This is a genomic window from uncultured Porphyromonas sp. (assembly GCF_938046015.1).
GTDB lineage: Bacteria > Bacteroidota > Bacteroidia > Bacteroidales > Porphyromonadaceae > Porphyromonas.
The window spans coordinates 113,159-128,139 of the sequence record NZ_CALIXW010000045.1; the positions used below are offsets into that span (position 1 = coordinate 113,159).

Genomic DNA, 14,981 nt, shown 5'->3' on the forward strand with positions numbered 1-14,981 from the left:
CCTTGAGAATAGGTTGTTTCCTTAGGAAACTTTGTTGTGAGTTAATCTTTAGCTATCTTTGACGAAGCCTAGAGCAAGGGGGGAGCTCCTTCCGCTAGGCATCACACTATAGTATAGAGCTAATGATGCACGAAGCAGAGTCAAAGAAGAAGTACCTCATCATCGGTGGGGTCGCAGGCGGAGCCACGGCTGCCGCTCGTATCCGACGCCTCAGTGAGCAGGCCGAGATCATCCTCCTCGAGCGGGGAGAGCATATTTCCTATGCCAACTGTGGCCTTCCTTATTATATCGGGGGCGTGATCCAGCAGCGCGATCGCCTCTTTGTTCAGACACCCGCTGCCTTTGCCCGTAGGTTCAATATCGACGTGCGCACCCAGAGTGAGGCCACGTCCATAGACCCCGAGCGGCAGGAGGTCAGCATACGTACGGCCGATGGCCGCAGCTATACCGAGCGCTATGACGAGCTGCTACTCTCCCCTGGAGCAGCTCCCCTACGCCCGCCCCTCCCAGGGATCGATCTCGAGGGGATCTTCACCCTGCGCAATGTCGCCGACACGGATAGGATCAAGGCCTATCTAGAGGGGCACAAGGCTAAGCGTGCCGTCATCGTCGGCGGTGGCTTCATCGGGCTGGAGATGGCGGAGAATCTTCACCAGCTGGGCCTCGAGGTCTCCCTCGTAGAGATGGCGCCGCAGGTGATGGCCCCCATGGACTACTCGATGGCGGCCTTCGTACACGAGGAGCTGCAGAGTAAGGGCGTCACGCTCTACCTCGAGGAGGCAGTAGCTGCCTTCGAGCGGGTAGGCGAAGGCCTCCAGCTACGCTTCCAGTCGGGGGCGACGCTCGCGGCTGACCTTGTCCTCCTCTCCATCGGGGTACGCCCCGAAACGAAGCTCGCCCAGGAGGCTGGCCTCAAGCTCGGGGAGACCAAGGGCATCTGGGTCAACGAACATCTACAGACCTCCAAGGCGCATATCTGGGCCGTGGGGGATGCCATCGAGTATCCGCACCCCGTGACGGGACAGCCTTGGCTGAACTACCTCGCTGGTCCTGCCAACCGTCAGGCACGTATCGTAGCTGATAACATGGTGCTCGGGCCGAAGCAGCGCTACGAGGGCTCGGTAGGTACAGCCATCGCTAAGGTCTTTGACCTCACGGTCGCCACCACGGGCCTCCCCGCCAAGCGCCTCAAGCAGCTCGGCATCCCTTACCTCTCGGCGACGATCCACGCCGCCTCACATGCTGGCTACTACCCAGGAGCTCGGCAGATGGCCATCAAGGTCACCTTCGCCCCCAGCGACGGGCGTATCTACGGCGCACAGATCGTCGGCTACGACGGGGTAGACACCCGCATCGACCAGTACGCACTGGCCCTCAAGCGCGGGATGACGGTCGCTGAGCTCACTGAGCTCGAGCAGGCCTACGCCCCGCCCTTCTCCTCGGCCAAGGATCCCGTAGCGATCTCGGCCTATGTGGCGGAGAATATACGCAGCGGGCGCATGCAGCCGCTCTACTGGCGCGAGCTGCGCGAGGCCGACCTCTCCAAGGTAGCGCTCATCGACGTGCGTACCCCTGAGGAGTACGCCCTCGGCACCATCCCTGGTGCGGTCAATGTGCCGCTGGATGAGCTGCGCGAGCGCCTCGAGGAGCTGCCTCGTGACCGCGCCCTATGGCTCTTCTGCGGCGTGGGGCTGCGCGGCTACCTTGCCTCCAACATCCTCCGCGGACAAGGCTACAGCGAGGTGCGCAACCTCGTCGGGGGGATCAAGACCTACCGCGCGGCTACGGCCGTGATCCAGCGACCCAGCGACCCTCATGCGGGAGCGGCTAGCGCAAAGGCAACTGCTGAGCAGCCTGCCGCGGCGCCTGAGCTCCGCGTGCTCGACGCCTGCGGCCTCCAGTGCCCAGGCCCCATCCTCCAGCTGCGCCGCGCTATGGACGAGCTCCCAGGGGGGGCGCGCCTTGAGGTACGTGCTACGGATGTGGGCTTCCCCCGCGATGCCGAGGCCTGGTGCCGCAGTACGGGACATCGCTTCCTCGGCTCCCGCAGCGAGAGCGGTGTCTATATCGTCCAGCTGGAGAAGGCCAGCGTCTGCGCTCAGGAGGCGAGCCGACCCGCTAGCGCTGGGCCGCGCAACAAGACCTTCATCCTCTTCGATGACGACCTGGATAAGGCGCTGGCGACCTTCGTCCTAGCCAACGGCGCAGCCGCCACGGGGGGACGGGTCAGTATCTTCTTTACCTTCTGGGGGCTCAACGTCCTGAAGCGCGAGCACAAGCCACGCGTGGCGAAGGACTTCTTCGGCCGTATGTTCGGCTGGATGCTCCCCTCAGACTCGACCAAGCTCCCGCTGTCGAAGATGAACTTCCTAGGCCTCGGCCCGCGGATGATGCGCTACCTGATGAAGCAGAAGGGCGTGGACTCCGTCGAATCCCTACGCCAGCAGGCGCTCGCCGCTGGTGTGGAGTTCATCGCCTGCCAGATGTCTATGGATGTCATGGGCATAGCGCGCGAGGAGCTGCTGGACGAGGTCACCGTCGGCGGTGTTGCCTCCTACATGGAGCGCGCCGAGCAGGCGGGTGTGAACTTGTTTATTTAATGACGAACTAGCAATAACGATCTATGGAGTACGTACGATCCATCTGTGTGATGAGGGACTTAGTCCGGGCGCTGGCCGCCCTAGAGGATTCCCTCGCCACGGCACACGGCCTTTCGCTCAACGAGGCCATGGTGCTCTGTGTCACGGGCTACGAGCGCGTGACCCCTTCCTTCATCTGTCAGCAGACGGGTCTATCGCCCTCCAATACCTCGAAGGTCACCAGTTCGCTGGAGCGTAAGAAGTACCTCGTGCGCCGCCTCGGCAAGGAGGATCGCAGACAGATGTTCTTCTCTCTGACCCCTCAGGGGCGGGAGCTGCTCGAGGGGCTGAAGACCCATCAGTTTGATATCCCCGAGCTACTGCGTAGCTGCTTCGAGGAGACGGAGCCTGTCTGCCCCGAGCCGACGGAGCCCACTCCAAGCCCAGCCGAGGAGTAGCCCCGAGCTCTATCCAAGTAGTGCAGCCCCACAGTGGCAAGCCCTCCCTCGGGAGGACCTGCCGCTGTGGGGCTGCGTGCTTTTACCCCTTTGGCTACGCGCGTGCTTGGCTCCTTGCTTGCCTGCCTTTGGGAGCGTGGCTCGGGGAAGGGTAGGGGTAGATAGATGAAGCGGGCTCCCTGAGGTCTATGCCTCGGGGAGCCCGCTTGCTTGCTGTCGGGAGCTCGCTACCCTAGAGCGTGTAGTCGATACCGATGGAGAAGATCTGGTTCTTGCGGGTGTAGCGCTCCTTGGCGCTGACGCCCTGCGGGGTGAGGGCGCTCTTGGCGATGTAGAGCGCCTCCTTCTGGTGATCGCGGTAGTCGGTGAACATGTAGGCGAGGTTGAGCTGGAGCTCCTTCGTCAGCTGGAGGCCAGCGCCGAGGCCGTAGGAGTTGGAGCTCATGTCGAAGTGCAGGTTGCTCTGATAGTCGTCCGTCACGCCCTTGCGCGTCAGCTGGAGGCCGGCGCTGAGCTCCAGCCAGTCCTTGGCGCGCCACTCGAGGCCGAAGAGGTATTCGCTGGTGTTGTGCTTCAGCAGCGCCTCCTTACCGCCTGCCATACGGGCCTGCTTCTCGAAGAAGTGGTTGAAGCCGACCGAGGCCGTGAGGCTGGGGAGGACGCGGTAGGAGACCCCGAGGGCAAGCGCTGCGGGTAGGTCGTTGGGCGTCTCGACGCCGTCGTCGAACTGGGCCATGCCCGAGCCGTTGTGCTTCGTCTTGTTGCGCACCGTCAGCGCCGTGCGGAACTCATAGCGCGCCCCGATGTCCCAGCCGTCCTTCTGGAAGTGTAGGCCGATGATGGGTGCGATGCCTAGACCCGTCTGCTTGACCTCGATCTGCTTGTCCTTCGTCCCTTCGGCGAAGCGCTTGGGCAGCCCGAGTACCGTCTGTACCGAGGCCTGGGCGGCTGCGGGTAGACTGCCGAGGAGCGGCTGCAGCGCAGGTAGGCGCGACTGCAGGCCCTGATCTACGAGGGCGAAGTAGGCAGGTGCGGGGAGGTACTCGCCAGCCGCGCCGGGCTTATTGACCTGGATGCTACCGATGTGCCCCGAGTAGGTATTGTAGGCGTAGCTGATGCGAGCACCGAGGTGGGCGGAGAGGTAGTCGGTGATCTTGTAGCTCGCCCCGAGCTGGAGCCCCAGCGTGTACTGCAGACCCTCCAGTTGGCTATCGAGGCGGTACTGATTGACGCCCGTCAGGGGGGCGAGCATCGTGGGGAGCTGCTGGCGCACTGCCGCGGGGATGAGCTGCGCTAGGGCGGGGTTGGCGAGCAGGCCCGTCAGTGCCTGCGTCGTAGCAGGGATGGCTGCTACCTGCCCCTCGAAGACGGGGAGACCCTGGCCGAAGCTTGCCTTACCGCCGCCACCGAAGACGCCGACTACGGCCGAGAAGGCCCAGTTGCCCTGCTTGTAGGCAGCCATAAGGGTGGGGAGGATGGGGGCGGTAGCCTTGCCCTCGAAGTGCTTGGTCTGCTGCCCGCCGTTGTAGGCGAAGGGAGCGAAGGTGGCCTCGATGTCGCGCTGCTGGAGCACGGTCTGGCTGTTGAGGCTGAAGCGCCAGCCGTCGGGCGTGAAGACCAGCCCTGCGGGGTTATAGTAGGTAGCGTCGATAGCAGTGGAGGCGTTGCGCGCTAGGCTACGGAGGTAGCGTGCGTGCATGCTGGTGTTGTTGAGTAGACCTCCTGCCTCGGCTGAGGAGAGGCTAAGCAGGGACAGCAGTCCCAGTGCTAGGGTTCGTTTCATCGAGATTCTTGTCGTATATCATACTAGAGCTAGCGGGGGCTAGCGCCTGGAGGCCAATCCCCCGAGGTGCTGCAAAGATAAGCTAAATGCTGCACACTATTCGGGAGAGTGTGCCGTATGAGGTCCGATGCTCCTCTAGATTAGCAAGTCGTGCTTGCGAATTAGGCTCCCTTGCTCCGCTTGCCCTGCCCCCAGCACCACCCCCCTCTTAGGCCTCAGCTCGCTGACTGCTATCCCTCAGCTCGCTGACTGCTATCCCTCAGCGCCGTGACTGCCGCCCCTTAGCCTCCCGACTGACGTCCCTCATGACCGCTCTTCCTTAGTCCACGGGACAGATCTATCATATCCCCTCGTCCTAGGCTAGGCTATGTCTTTGGGAGCTCGGATAGTAGGGAGTGAGGTGGATAGGGCTGAGGCGTACAGATAGCTGCAGCCTATACGCTGGCACAAGACAAGGGCGAAGGGGCTGCCGAGGCCTGCTCATCCCCTGCTGATGCCTCTCGGTCGATCTCAAGGGGAACCCCTCCTATCCCAGTGCGCACGATGCGTCAGCCCCGGCATGGCGGATGTGGAGGGGGGCTAGCTGCTAGAATAATCGTATCTTTGTACCCGTTATATATGCGTGCCGTGCGCGGATACGAGGCTTTCAATGATCGCTACACTATAGGCCTCGTGGCGCTCGCCCTTGCTCTCCAGCCGTGTGGAGTAGGGCCTCGGGGCACGGCGGGCGCTGCTCACACGGAGCGGCAGCCCCTTCACCTAAATACTACAAGATGTCTCGATATAAGCAGTCCCTCACTACGCTCGCCGTAGTGCTCCTTCTCCCCTTTACGAGTCCTACTACCCAGGCAGCCCAGCTGCAATCCCCCCTCACCATCCTAGAGCAGACCAGCACCGCTGCTGAGCTCTACCTCGAGTCCACACCCGCCAAGGCCTCACAGCCCAAGGCGAAGAACAAGCGGAAGTCCAAGGCTAATACCAAGAGCGCCCAGGCCAAGTCTAAGGCCCTGGCGAAGAACAGCAAGAAGCATAAGAAGGATAAGCGCTCCCGCTCGCGTCGTCGCGGCTCGGGCCTCGGCTACAGCTACGAGCCTGTAGAGATCGCGAGCCATACGCCTGAGCTCATCCGCTCGGTCATGGAGCACGGCCACGAGCTCCTCGGGCACCGCTACCGCTCCTCGGGCATTGCCCCTTGGCCACTTGACTGCTCGGGCTTCGTCAAGTATATCTTCTCCCTCGAGGGGATCAAGATCCCGCATTCCTCGGCAGCCCTCTCTGTCTATACCAGTAGGCTCAGCGACCCGAAGCCTGGGGACCTCGTCTTCTTCCGCGGGAGCAATAGGGGTAGTAGCCGCATCGGGCACGTCGGTATGGTCGTGAGCAATGAGGCTGGGGACATCAAGATGATCCACAGCAGCTCCAGCAAGGGGATCGTCATCGAGAGCATCACGGGCAGCGCCTACTACTCCTCTCGCTATATGGGCGCTGGTCGCCTCCCTCAGCTAGCTGGCCACTGGCGTCAGCTGCCTGACTCCATCGCGATGCCCTAATGCTGCAGGTCGATCAGCTCACCAAGAGCTTCGGGGACCGCGTCCTCTTCTCCGACCTCAGCTTCTCGATCGAGCGAGGGCAGAAGGTCGGGCTTATCGCCCCCAATGGTACGGGCAAGTCTACCCTGATGCGCATCCTCCTGGGACTTGAGCCTCAGGACTCGGGGACGGTCATCTACGAGCGTGACCTACGCCGTGCCTACCTCCCGCAGCTCCCCGAACTGACGCAGCAGGGGACGATCCTCGAGGCCTGCTTCAGCCCCTACGATCCCGTGGCACAGCTGACACTGAGCTGGGAGCGTGCTGTAGCTGAGGGGGATAGCCGTCGTATGGAGGAGCTCCTGCCCGAGATGGAGGCCCAGGGTGCCTGGGACTACGAGCAGCGAGCCAAGGAGATCCTCGGGGCGCTGGGGCTACACGAGCTCACCAAGCCCATCACCAAGCTCTCGGGCGGCGAGGCCAAGCGCGTGGCTCTGGCGGGAGCCTTAATCAGTCAGCCCGACCTGCTGCTGCTCGACGAGCCGACCAACCACCTAGACCTAGCCAGCATCGAGTGGCTGGAGGACTACCTCAGCCGCTCCACGATGGGGCTGCTGCTGATCACCCATGACCGCTACTTCCTCGATCGCGTCTGCAATCAGATCATCGAGCTCGATGCCGGGACGCTCTACCGCTATAAGGGGAACTATGACTATTACCTCGCCAAGCGTCAGGAGCGCCACGAGCAGGCCGAGGCGCTGCGTCAGCGTGCCCTCAACCTCTATCGCCGTGAACTGGAGTGGATGCGCCGCCAGCCTCAGGCGCGTGGCACCAAGGCACAGTATAGGATAGACGCCTTCCACGCCCTCGAGCAGCAGACCCGCACGCCTCGTCAAGAGGGCGCTATCGCCCTCGGGGAATCGGGCGCAGGCTATATCGGTAAGAAGATCTTCGAGGCGCAGCACGTGTCCAAGCGCTTCGGGGATAAAGTCATCCTTGAGGACTTCAACTACATCTTCAGCCGCTATGATAAGGTCGGCATCGTCGGGGAGAACGGTGTCGGGAAGACCAGCTTCCTACGTATGCTGCTCGGTGAGCTGGCGCCCGACGCTGGCGCCTTCGACATCGGGGAGACGGTGCGCTTCGGCTACTACAGCCAGCAGCCGCCCGCCTTCGCCCCCGAGCGGCGCGTCATCGACATCGTGCAGGACCTAGCGGAGAACTTCACCCTGCCTGCAGGCAGTGGAGTAGAGCGCCTCAGCGCCTCGCAGATCCTGACGCGCTTCCTCTTCCCGCCCGAGCGTCAGTACACCCCTGTCGAGAAGCTCAGCGGGGGCGAGCTGCGCCGCCTCTACCTCTGCACCGTCCTCGTCACCTGCCCCAACTTCCTCATCCTCGACGAGCCGACCAACGACCTCGACATCCTCACCCTGCAGGCTCTGGAGGAGTACCTGCAGGACTTCGCGGGTTGCGTGCTTATCGTCTCGCACGACCGCTTCTTCATGGACAAGGTCACCGAGCACCTGCTCTGCTTCGAGGGGGCGGGCAAGGTGCGAGACTTCCCAGGGAACTATACTCAGTATCGCGCCTTCAAGGCTGCCGAGGAGCGCCGAGCTGTCGAGCAGGCTCAGGCCGAGGCGCAGAAGGCCGCAGCCGCAGCCCCTGCCAGCCGTGGCGCGAGCCCTCGAGCAGCACGCCTCAGCTACGCCGAGCGCAAGGAGCTGGAGCAGATCGAGCAGCAGCTTCGCTCGCTGGACGAGGAGCGCGCGAGTCTCGAGGCCCAGCTCGCCACGGGCACGCTGGAGCATCAGGCGCTCATGAAGGCCTCGGAGCGTATCGGGGCCATCATCGAGCTGCAGGACGAGCTGACGCTCCGACAGCTCGAGCTCGAGGAGCGTCAGGGCTAGCCCCCACCCACCGCACATCCTATCCCAAGCACCCTACATCCTAGTCAATGAGCAAATATCAGTGGTCCTCCGACCTCGTCGCTAGCCTCCACGAGGCACTGGCCGAGAGCAAGCGTATCGTCATCCTGCCGCACACCGCGCCCGATGGGGACGCCGTAGGCTCTATTCTGGGCTGGAAGCTCATCCTAGAGCACGCCTGCCCCGAGGCCGAGGTCACGGCGATCAGCCCCGACCGCATCGAGGACTACCTCCGCTGGATGCCGCACCTGGAGGAACTTCTCAGCTTCGCCGACGAGCCCGAGCGCTGTCTGGAGCGCCTGGCGGAGGCCGACCTCATCTGCCACCTCGACCACAATACCATCACGCGCCTGAGGCACGCGTCGCTTATCGAGGCGGTGCGCACGAGTGGGGCACGCCGCCTGCTCATCGACCATCACCTCGACCCTGATCCAGACTTCGACTACTGCATCAGCCTGCCGAATGCCTCCGCTACCTGTGAGCTCATCTACCAGCTCAGCCTTAGCCTCGGCTACCGCGCGGCGATCAGCCCCGAGGCGGCGACGCTGCTGCTGACGGGGATCATCACCGACACGGGTCGCTTCATGTATAGCCACCTTTGTCCAGAGCTCTTCGAGACGGCTTCTGGGCTCCTAGCCCTTGGGGCGGACTACGCCCAGATCATCGACCGCCTCAACTATCACAATCCCGAGCAGCAGCTGCGCCTGCAGGGCTATGTGCTGGACCGCAAGCTGGAGCTCTACCCCGAGCTACGCGCGGCCGTGCTGACCCTCAGTCAGCAGGAGCTCCAGCAGTATGGCGCCAGCAAGGGCGATACCGAGGGCCTCGTCAACCTGCCGCTCAGCATCGAGGGCATCGACTGCTCCTGCTTCATCCGCGAGGACCGCTCGCAGATCAAGCTCTCGCTGCGCTCCACGGGGGACTTCCCCGTCAATGAGCTGGCGCAGGAGGCCTTTGGCGGCGGTGGTCACCGCAATGCTGCGGGAGCGGAGTACCAGGGGAGCATCGAAGAGGCCAAAAATATCTATCTTTGCCACCTACAGAGGCTCGTCGCTAGCCGCCGTGCAGCGCAGCCTCATGACTAGCATCGTCGGACATATCTCTAGAAGCTCTACGCATAATGAAAAAGCTCACTAGCTACCGCATACTCGCGCTCCTCCTCGCCCTACCTCTGCTGCTGGGCAGCTGCAAGAAGAAGAGTGACTTCAAGCCCCTCTCCCAGCTCAAGAAGGAGCAGACCCGCGCCATCGAGCAGCTTATAAATAAGGAGCACTTCGGCGGACTGATCCAGAATATCAATCAGGAGGCTCTGCCCGCCGAGACCGATAGCCGCTACTTCTACAAGCTCGCCAACGGCCTCTACGTCCGCGTCAAGAACCGCGGTGACATGACGCGTCGTGCCCGCCTCGGGGAGACGACCGTCAGCATCGAGATGACGGGGCGCCTCTTCCGTGAGGATGAGCCCGAGCTTCTGAACTTCAGCTCCATCACCAACCCTGCCTATCAGCCTACGCGCTTCCGCTATATGACCAACTACAGCGGGGGCATCGAGACGCACTACACGCTGCTGGGGCAGGTGCCCTTCGCTAGCTCGCTCGACCGCTTCATGTGCGAGGGCATCGCCTATCCCGTGAGCTATATCGGGGATGGCGCCGAGCTCGAGCTGATCATCCCCTTCGAGCTGGGCCCCTCGGAGTCCTACGTGCAGGGGCGTAGCATCTACCTTAGCAAGATTATCTACAAGTACCTATAATCGCATCCGCGCACACTACATCTAACCAGACGATCCAGTCATGACACTCATCAAATCCATCTCAGGGATCCGAGGCACCATAGGGGGCTCGATCTCTGATGGGCTCAACCCGGTAAGCACAGCACAGTTCGCATCAGCCTACGCACAGTTCATTCGCCAGCAGAGCGGCAAGGCTCGCCCGCTCATCGTCGTGGGACGCGACGCACGCCTCTCGGGCTTCATGGTCAAGCAGGTTGTCCTTGGAGCCCTCATCGGTATGGGCTGTGACGTCATCGATATCGATCTAGCGACGACGCCCACCACGGAGGTGGCTGTCGTTGGTAAGGGAGCCGATGGGGGGCTCATCCTTACGGCTAGCCACAATCCCAAGCATTGGAATGCCCTCAAGCTCCTGAATGCTCGTGGCGAGTTCCTCAGCGATATAGAGGGCAAGGCGATCCTTCGCATTGCAGAGAGCCAGGATCTCCAGTTCGTCCAGGTCGGTGAGCTAGGGCGTGTCGTCGAGCAGCAGAGCTACCTCGCCGAGCATATTGCGGCGGTACTTCGGCTCCCTGGGGTCGATGTGGAGGCCATACGCAGAGCGGGCTTCCGTGTGGTCTTCGACAGCGTCAACTCCGTCGGAGGCATCGCCGTGCCCGCTCTCCTAGAGGCGCTGGGCGTCCAGCAGATCACGGGTATCCACGATGAGCCTACGGGGGACTTTGCCCATGACCCCGAGCCGCTGCCCGATCACCTCATGGAGCTCTGTGAGGAGGTGTGCCGCCAGGGGGCTCACGTGGGTTTCGCTGTGGACCCCGACGTAGACCGCCTGGCGATCGTTGACGAGCAGGGATACTTCTTCGGCGAGGAATACACGCTGGTCTCTATTGCCGACTACCTCCTCGAGCTCAAGGGAGGGGGCAACACCGTCTCCAACCTCAGCTCCACCCGTGCAGTACGAGATATCACGCTGCGGCACGGCGGTAGCTACGAGGCAAGCGCCGTCGGTGAGGTCAACGTCGTGACGAAGATGAAGGAGACGGGCGCGCTGATCGGCGGCGAGGGCAATGGCGGCGTCATCTACCCCGAGCTACACTACGGCCGCGATGCCCTCGTAGGGATCGCACTCTTCCTCTCGCTACTCGCTAAGCGTGGAATATCGGTCAGCGAGCTGCGCAAGAGCTATCCCAGCTACTTCATGAGCAAGCAGCGCGTGGAGCTCCCTGCAGGCGTCGAGGCCCAGGAACTGCTGGAGCGCTTTGCCGCTGACCAGGCAGGCGAGGGCGAGATCAGCCGCATCGATGGTATCAAGATCGACTACCCCGATCAGTGGGTGAACGTGCGCCGAAGCAATACGGAGCCCATCATCCGCATCTATACAGAGGCTCCGACGCAGGCAGCCGCTGATGCCCTGGCCGATTCGTCCAAGGCGCTCATCAGCTCCTACCTCGCTTAGCCCACCTATCTAGGCCCCATAGTCTAGCCTTATCCCTCGAGTACGAGGAGCGAGGCGCGGCTATGGGGCTTATCCTTTTCACACGGTTTACACGATACATTGGCACGCAAGAAGAAAGAACTGCCCCTGCTGAGGGGCGTACAGATCGAGGCTCTAGCAGGCGAGGGCAAGGCGCTGAGCCATGTCGAGGGGCAGGTGCTCTTCGTACCCTTCGGCGCCCCTGGCGACGTCTGTGATATCCAGCTCACCCGACGCAAGCGCAACTATCTGGAGGGCCGCATCGAGCAGCTGACGAGCCCTTCGCCACGGCGCACCGAGCCCTTCTGCTCGCACTTTACCATCTGCGGCGGCTGCAAGTGGCAGCACATCCCCTACGACCTGCAGCTAGAGACCAAGGATCAGGTCGTACGTGATGCCCTAGAGCGCATCGGCAAGATCGAGGTCGGCACCTACTATCCCATCCTTGGGTCGGAGAAGCGCGAGCGCTACCGCAATAAGCTGGAGTTCACCTTCAGCAATCGCCGCTGGCTCTTCCCTGGGGAGCTCGACGAGGTGAAGCGCGCCGAGGAGGCGGGCGGCACTCCTCAGCTCTCGGGGCTGGGCTTCCACCTGCCGGGGATGTTCGACAAGGTGCTGGACATCGACCGCTGCCACCTCGGAGCGGGGATCCTCGACGATATACGCCTCTTTGTACGTGACTATTGCCTCAGCCAGCCCGAGCGCTACCCTTACTTCGACCTAAGGCGTCAGGAGGGGCTGATGCGTACGCTGATGATGCGCACGACCTCGACGGGCGAGCTGATGGTGGTGGTTGTCTTCTTCCGTGAGGATGAGGAAGCATGCCAAGCGCTCCTTGGAGCGATCGCGGAGCGCTTCCCCGTGATCACGGCGCTCCTCTACGTCATCAATGCCAAGGCCAACGATACCATCTCCGACCAAGAGATCCACTGCTTCTACGGGCGTGACTACATCGAGGAGAAGATGGAGGGACTGCGCTTCCGCATCGGGCCGAAGTCCTTCTACCAGACCAATAGCGAGCAGGCCTACGAGCTCTACAAGGTAGCCCGCGAGTTCGCCGAGCTGCAGCCAGGCGACCATGTCTACGACCTCTATACGGGGACGGGGACGATCGCCAATTTCGTGGCGCGTAGCTGCGCCTCCGTCGTCGGGATCGAATACGTGCCCGAGGCCATCGAGGACGCCAAGGTCAACAGCCGCGTCAACGGCATCGACAACACGCTCTTCTACGCTGGGGATATGAAGGACATCCTGACGCCCGAGTTCATCGCCCAGCATGGTGAGCCCGACGTGATCATCACCGACCCACCTCGTGCCGGGATGCACGAGGACGTCATCACGACTATCCTCGGCGCCGCGCCGCGTCGTATCGTCTACGTCAGCTGCAATCCCGCCACGCAGGCTCGTGACCTGCAGCTGCTCACTGCCTCGGGGCGCTATGTCGTCACCAAGTCCCGTGCGGTGGACATGTTCCCCCACACGCATCATATTGAGAATGTCGTGCAGCTAGTGCGTCAGGACTAGCCGGCCGACGGCCTCAGCAGCCATCACCCCCCAAGCCTCATGTGCTATGAGAAGACTATGGCAGCGATATAAGAAGAGTCCAGCAATGCTCCTTGGCATCGCTGGGCTCTTCGTCGCTTTGTTTACTGGCCTTATGCTGCAGCTCAAGCTCCAGCGTACGGCCCAGCAGCGGCGCCTGGAGGCCGAGCTACGCCTCCCCGATACGCTGCGCGTCGTCACCCTCTCGGGGGCAACGACCTTCTTCACCTACAAGGACGAGCCCATGGGCTACCAGTACGAGCTGGTGCGCCTCTTTGCTCAGGAGCAGGGGCTGCCTATGGAGCTCTTCGTCGCCCATCACATGGATGAGGCGGTGGCGCTGGTGCGCTCGGGCAAGGCCGACCTCTGCATCACCCCCCATGCGGTCACCCGCAGCAGCAAGGACGAGCTGCGCTTCGCGGGGCCAGAGGAACTCTCGGGGCTCGTACTCGTGCAGCGACGCCGTGCCGCAGGGACGGACAGCACGCACTATATACGCAATGTCTCCGAGCTGCTGGGGCGCCCCGTCACGGTGTTGCGTGGTACGCGTGCGGCCGACCGTATCCGTCATCTGGAGGCACAGCTGGGCGGGCCCATCAAGCTAGCCCTTATTGACTCCGATACGACCAATAGCGAGGATCTCATCGATCAGGTGGCGACCCACAAGATAGACTACACCATCATCGACCAGGAGCTGGCGCGGCTGGCCAAGACCTACTATCCGAATATCGATGTCTCGCTAGAGGTGGGCTTCAAGCAGCGCCTGCGCTGGTTCACCTCCCCCGAGCGCAGAGGCCTGGCGGAGGCACTCGACCGCTGGGCGGCACAGCTTCCGCGGCAGGAGCAGGCCAGTGAGATCTACCGCCGCTACTTCGAGCTCAACAAGAGCGAGCTCCCCGAGGAAGAGCCCCACCAGCTACCCAAGACGCTGACGGACAATAAGCGCTACCGCTGGCGTGGAGAGCTGGCGCACATCCATGAAGGTGGGATCTCGCCCTTCGACCACATCTTCCAGAGTGAGGCCAAGCGCATCGGATGGCCCTGGCAGCTGCTGGCCTCCATCGCTTATCAGGAGTCGAACTTCAAGCCCAGTATCGTCGGTTGGTCGGGGGCGCGCGGCCTCATGGGCATCATGCCCCGCACGGGGCGTATCTACGGAGCTAGCCCCGAGCAGCTCCTCGACCCGCAGGTCTCGGTGCGCGTGGCGGTGGATTGCCTCCTGGCGACGGAGCGTATCTTCAAGTCCATCCCCGCGGGGGACAATCGCCTACGCATCACGCTGGCGGCCTACAACGCGGGCCCTGCCCACCTGGAGGACGTCCTGCGCCTCTCGGCCAAGTACCGCAAGGGCGGCCATGACTGGGACGAGGACATCGAGCCGCTGCTGCACCTCAAGAGCGAGGCAAAGTACTACAACGACCCCGTCTGCCGTGCGGGTTACCTGCGCGGCAAGGGCGTGGCGCGCTACGTCGATCAGGTGATGAGCCGCTACCAGCTCTACAAGAGCAAGGGGACGAAGATCCCCGAGGAAGGCAAGCGACACGGCCTCGACTAAGCCCCTCTTAGCCTACACCCCGATACCAAAGGCACAGCGCCGCTCCCTAGACTGCTAGGGAGCGGCGCTGTGCCTTTGTGTTGAGTGGGGGGAGCAGGGGCGCTGAGCGAGCGCTGAGCTTAGGGGCGGGCGGCCTTAGCCCTCCGTGCTGGGCTGCTCGTTATGGAAGTGCTCGTAGACGATGCGTCCCTTGGCAGGGCCTATGGCCTCGGCGAGCTCCTCGAGGGTGGCCGTCGAGATGGCCTGTACGCTGTGGAAGTGGCGCAGCAGCTCGTCCTTGGTCTTGGGCCCTATGCCCTTGATGTAGTCCAGGCGCGAGGAGAGCTGGCTCTTGCTCCGCTTGTCGCGATGGAAGGTGATGGCGAAGCGGTGCACCTCGGCCTGGATCTGCTCCAGCAGGCGGA

General features: G+C 62.8%; 11 protein-coding genes. 9 read left to right on the forward strand and 2 right to left on the reverse strand.

The window, feature by feature from the left end; all coding sequences use genetic code 11:
• The first annotated feature begins 125 nt into the window (after positions 1 to 125).
• Both Q0248_RS06505 and Q0248_RS06510 read left to right on the forward strand, forming a co-directional pair.
• Complete coding sequence (locus tag Q0248_RS06505; protein ID WP_299320892.1) at positions 126 to 2,600, forward strand: FAD-dependent oxidoreductase; 2,475 nt, start codon at positions 126 to 128, stop codon at positions 2,598 to 2,600.
• Positions 2,601 to 2,623: 23 nt separating this feature from the next.
• Positions 2,624 to 3,037, forward strand: coding sequence for a winged helix DNA-binding protein (locus Q0248_RS06510; RefSeq protein WP_299320875.1), 414 nt, complete (start codon positions 2,624 to 2,626; stop codon positions 3,035 to 3,037).
• Between the two features lie 232 nt (positions 3,038 to 3,269).
• Here the strand turns inward: Q0248_RS06510 and Q0248_RS06515 are convergent, their stop codons facing one another.
• Positions 3,270 to 4,820, reverse strand: coding sequence for a FadL protein (locus tag Q0248_RS06515; RefSeq protein ID WP_299320877.1), 1,551 nt, complete (start codon positions 4,818 to 4,820; stop codon positions 3,270 to 3,272).
• Between the two features lie 773 nt (positions 4,821 to 5,593).
• Here Q0248_RS06515 and Q0248_RS06520 point away from each other — a divergent pair.
• The 7 genes from Q0248_RS06520 (at position 5,594) to Q0248_RS06550 (ending at position 14,577) form a co-directional block, all read left to right on the forward strand.
• Positions 5,594 to 6,370 carry a C40 family peptidase gene (locus Q0248_RS06520; protein WP_299320878.1) on the forward strand — a complete coding sequence of 259 codons (777 nt, stop codon included), beginning with the start codon at positions 5,594 to 5,596 and terminating at the stop codon, positions 6,368 to 6,370.
• A complete protein-coding gene (locus Q0248_RS06525; RefSeq protein ID WP_299320880.1) occupies positions 6,370 to 8,256 on the forward strand; it encodes an ABC-F family ATP-binding cassette domain-containing protein in 1,887 nt (628 codons plus the stop codon). Before Q0248_RS06520 ends, Q0248_RS06525 begins: the two co-directional genes overlap by 1 nt.
• A gap of 47 nt (positions 8,257 to 8,303) precedes the next feature.
• On the forward strand, positions 8,304 to 9,359 hold the full coding sequence (locus Q0248_RS06530) for a bifunctional oligoribonuclease/PAP phosphatase NrnA (RefSeq protein WP_299320881.1): 1,056 nt from the start codon (positions 8,304 to 8,306) through the stop codon (positions 9,357 to 9,359).
• A gap of 35 nt (positions 9,360 to 9,394) precedes the next feature.
• Positions 9,395 to 10,027: a DUF4827 family protein gene (locus Q0248_RS06535; protein ID WP_299320883.1), complete on the forward strand. Its 633-nt coding sequence runs from the start codon at positions 9,395 to 9,397 to the stop codon at positions 10,025 to 10,027.
• Positions 10,028 to 10,067: 40 nt separating this feature from the next.
• Positions 10,068 to 11,462, forward strand: coding sequence for a phosphoglucosamine mutase (gene glmM, locus Q0248_RS06540; RefSeq protein ID WP_299320884.1), 1,395 nt, complete (start codon positions 10,068 to 10,070; stop codon positions 11,460 to 11,462).
• A 99-nt stretch (positions 11,463 to 11,561) separates the two neighbouring features.
• Positions 11,562 to 13,004 carry a 23S rRNA (uracil(1939)-C(5))-methyltransferase RlmD gene (gene rlmD, locus Q0248_RS06545; protein WP_299320886.1) on the forward strand — a complete coding sequence of 481 codons (1,443 nt, stop codon included), beginning with the start codon at positions 11,562 to 11,564 and terminating at the stop codon, positions 13,002 to 13,004.
• Between the two features lie 85 nt (positions 13,005 to 13,089).
• On the forward strand, positions 13,090 to 14,577 hold the full coding sequence (locus Q0248_RS06550; RefSeq protein ID WP_299320887.1) for a transporter substrate-binding domain-containing protein: 1,488 nt from the start codon (positions 13,090 to 13,092) through the stop codon (positions 14,575 to 14,577).
• A gap of 135 nt (positions 14,578 to 14,712) precedes the next feature.
• Here the strand turns inward: Q0248_RS06550 and Q0248_RS06555 are convergent.
• Positions 14,713 to 14,981: helix-hairpin-helix domain-containing protein (locus Q0248_RS06555; RefSeq protein ID WP_299320889.1), on the reverse strand; the 269-nt coding region annotated here is incomplete at its 5' end.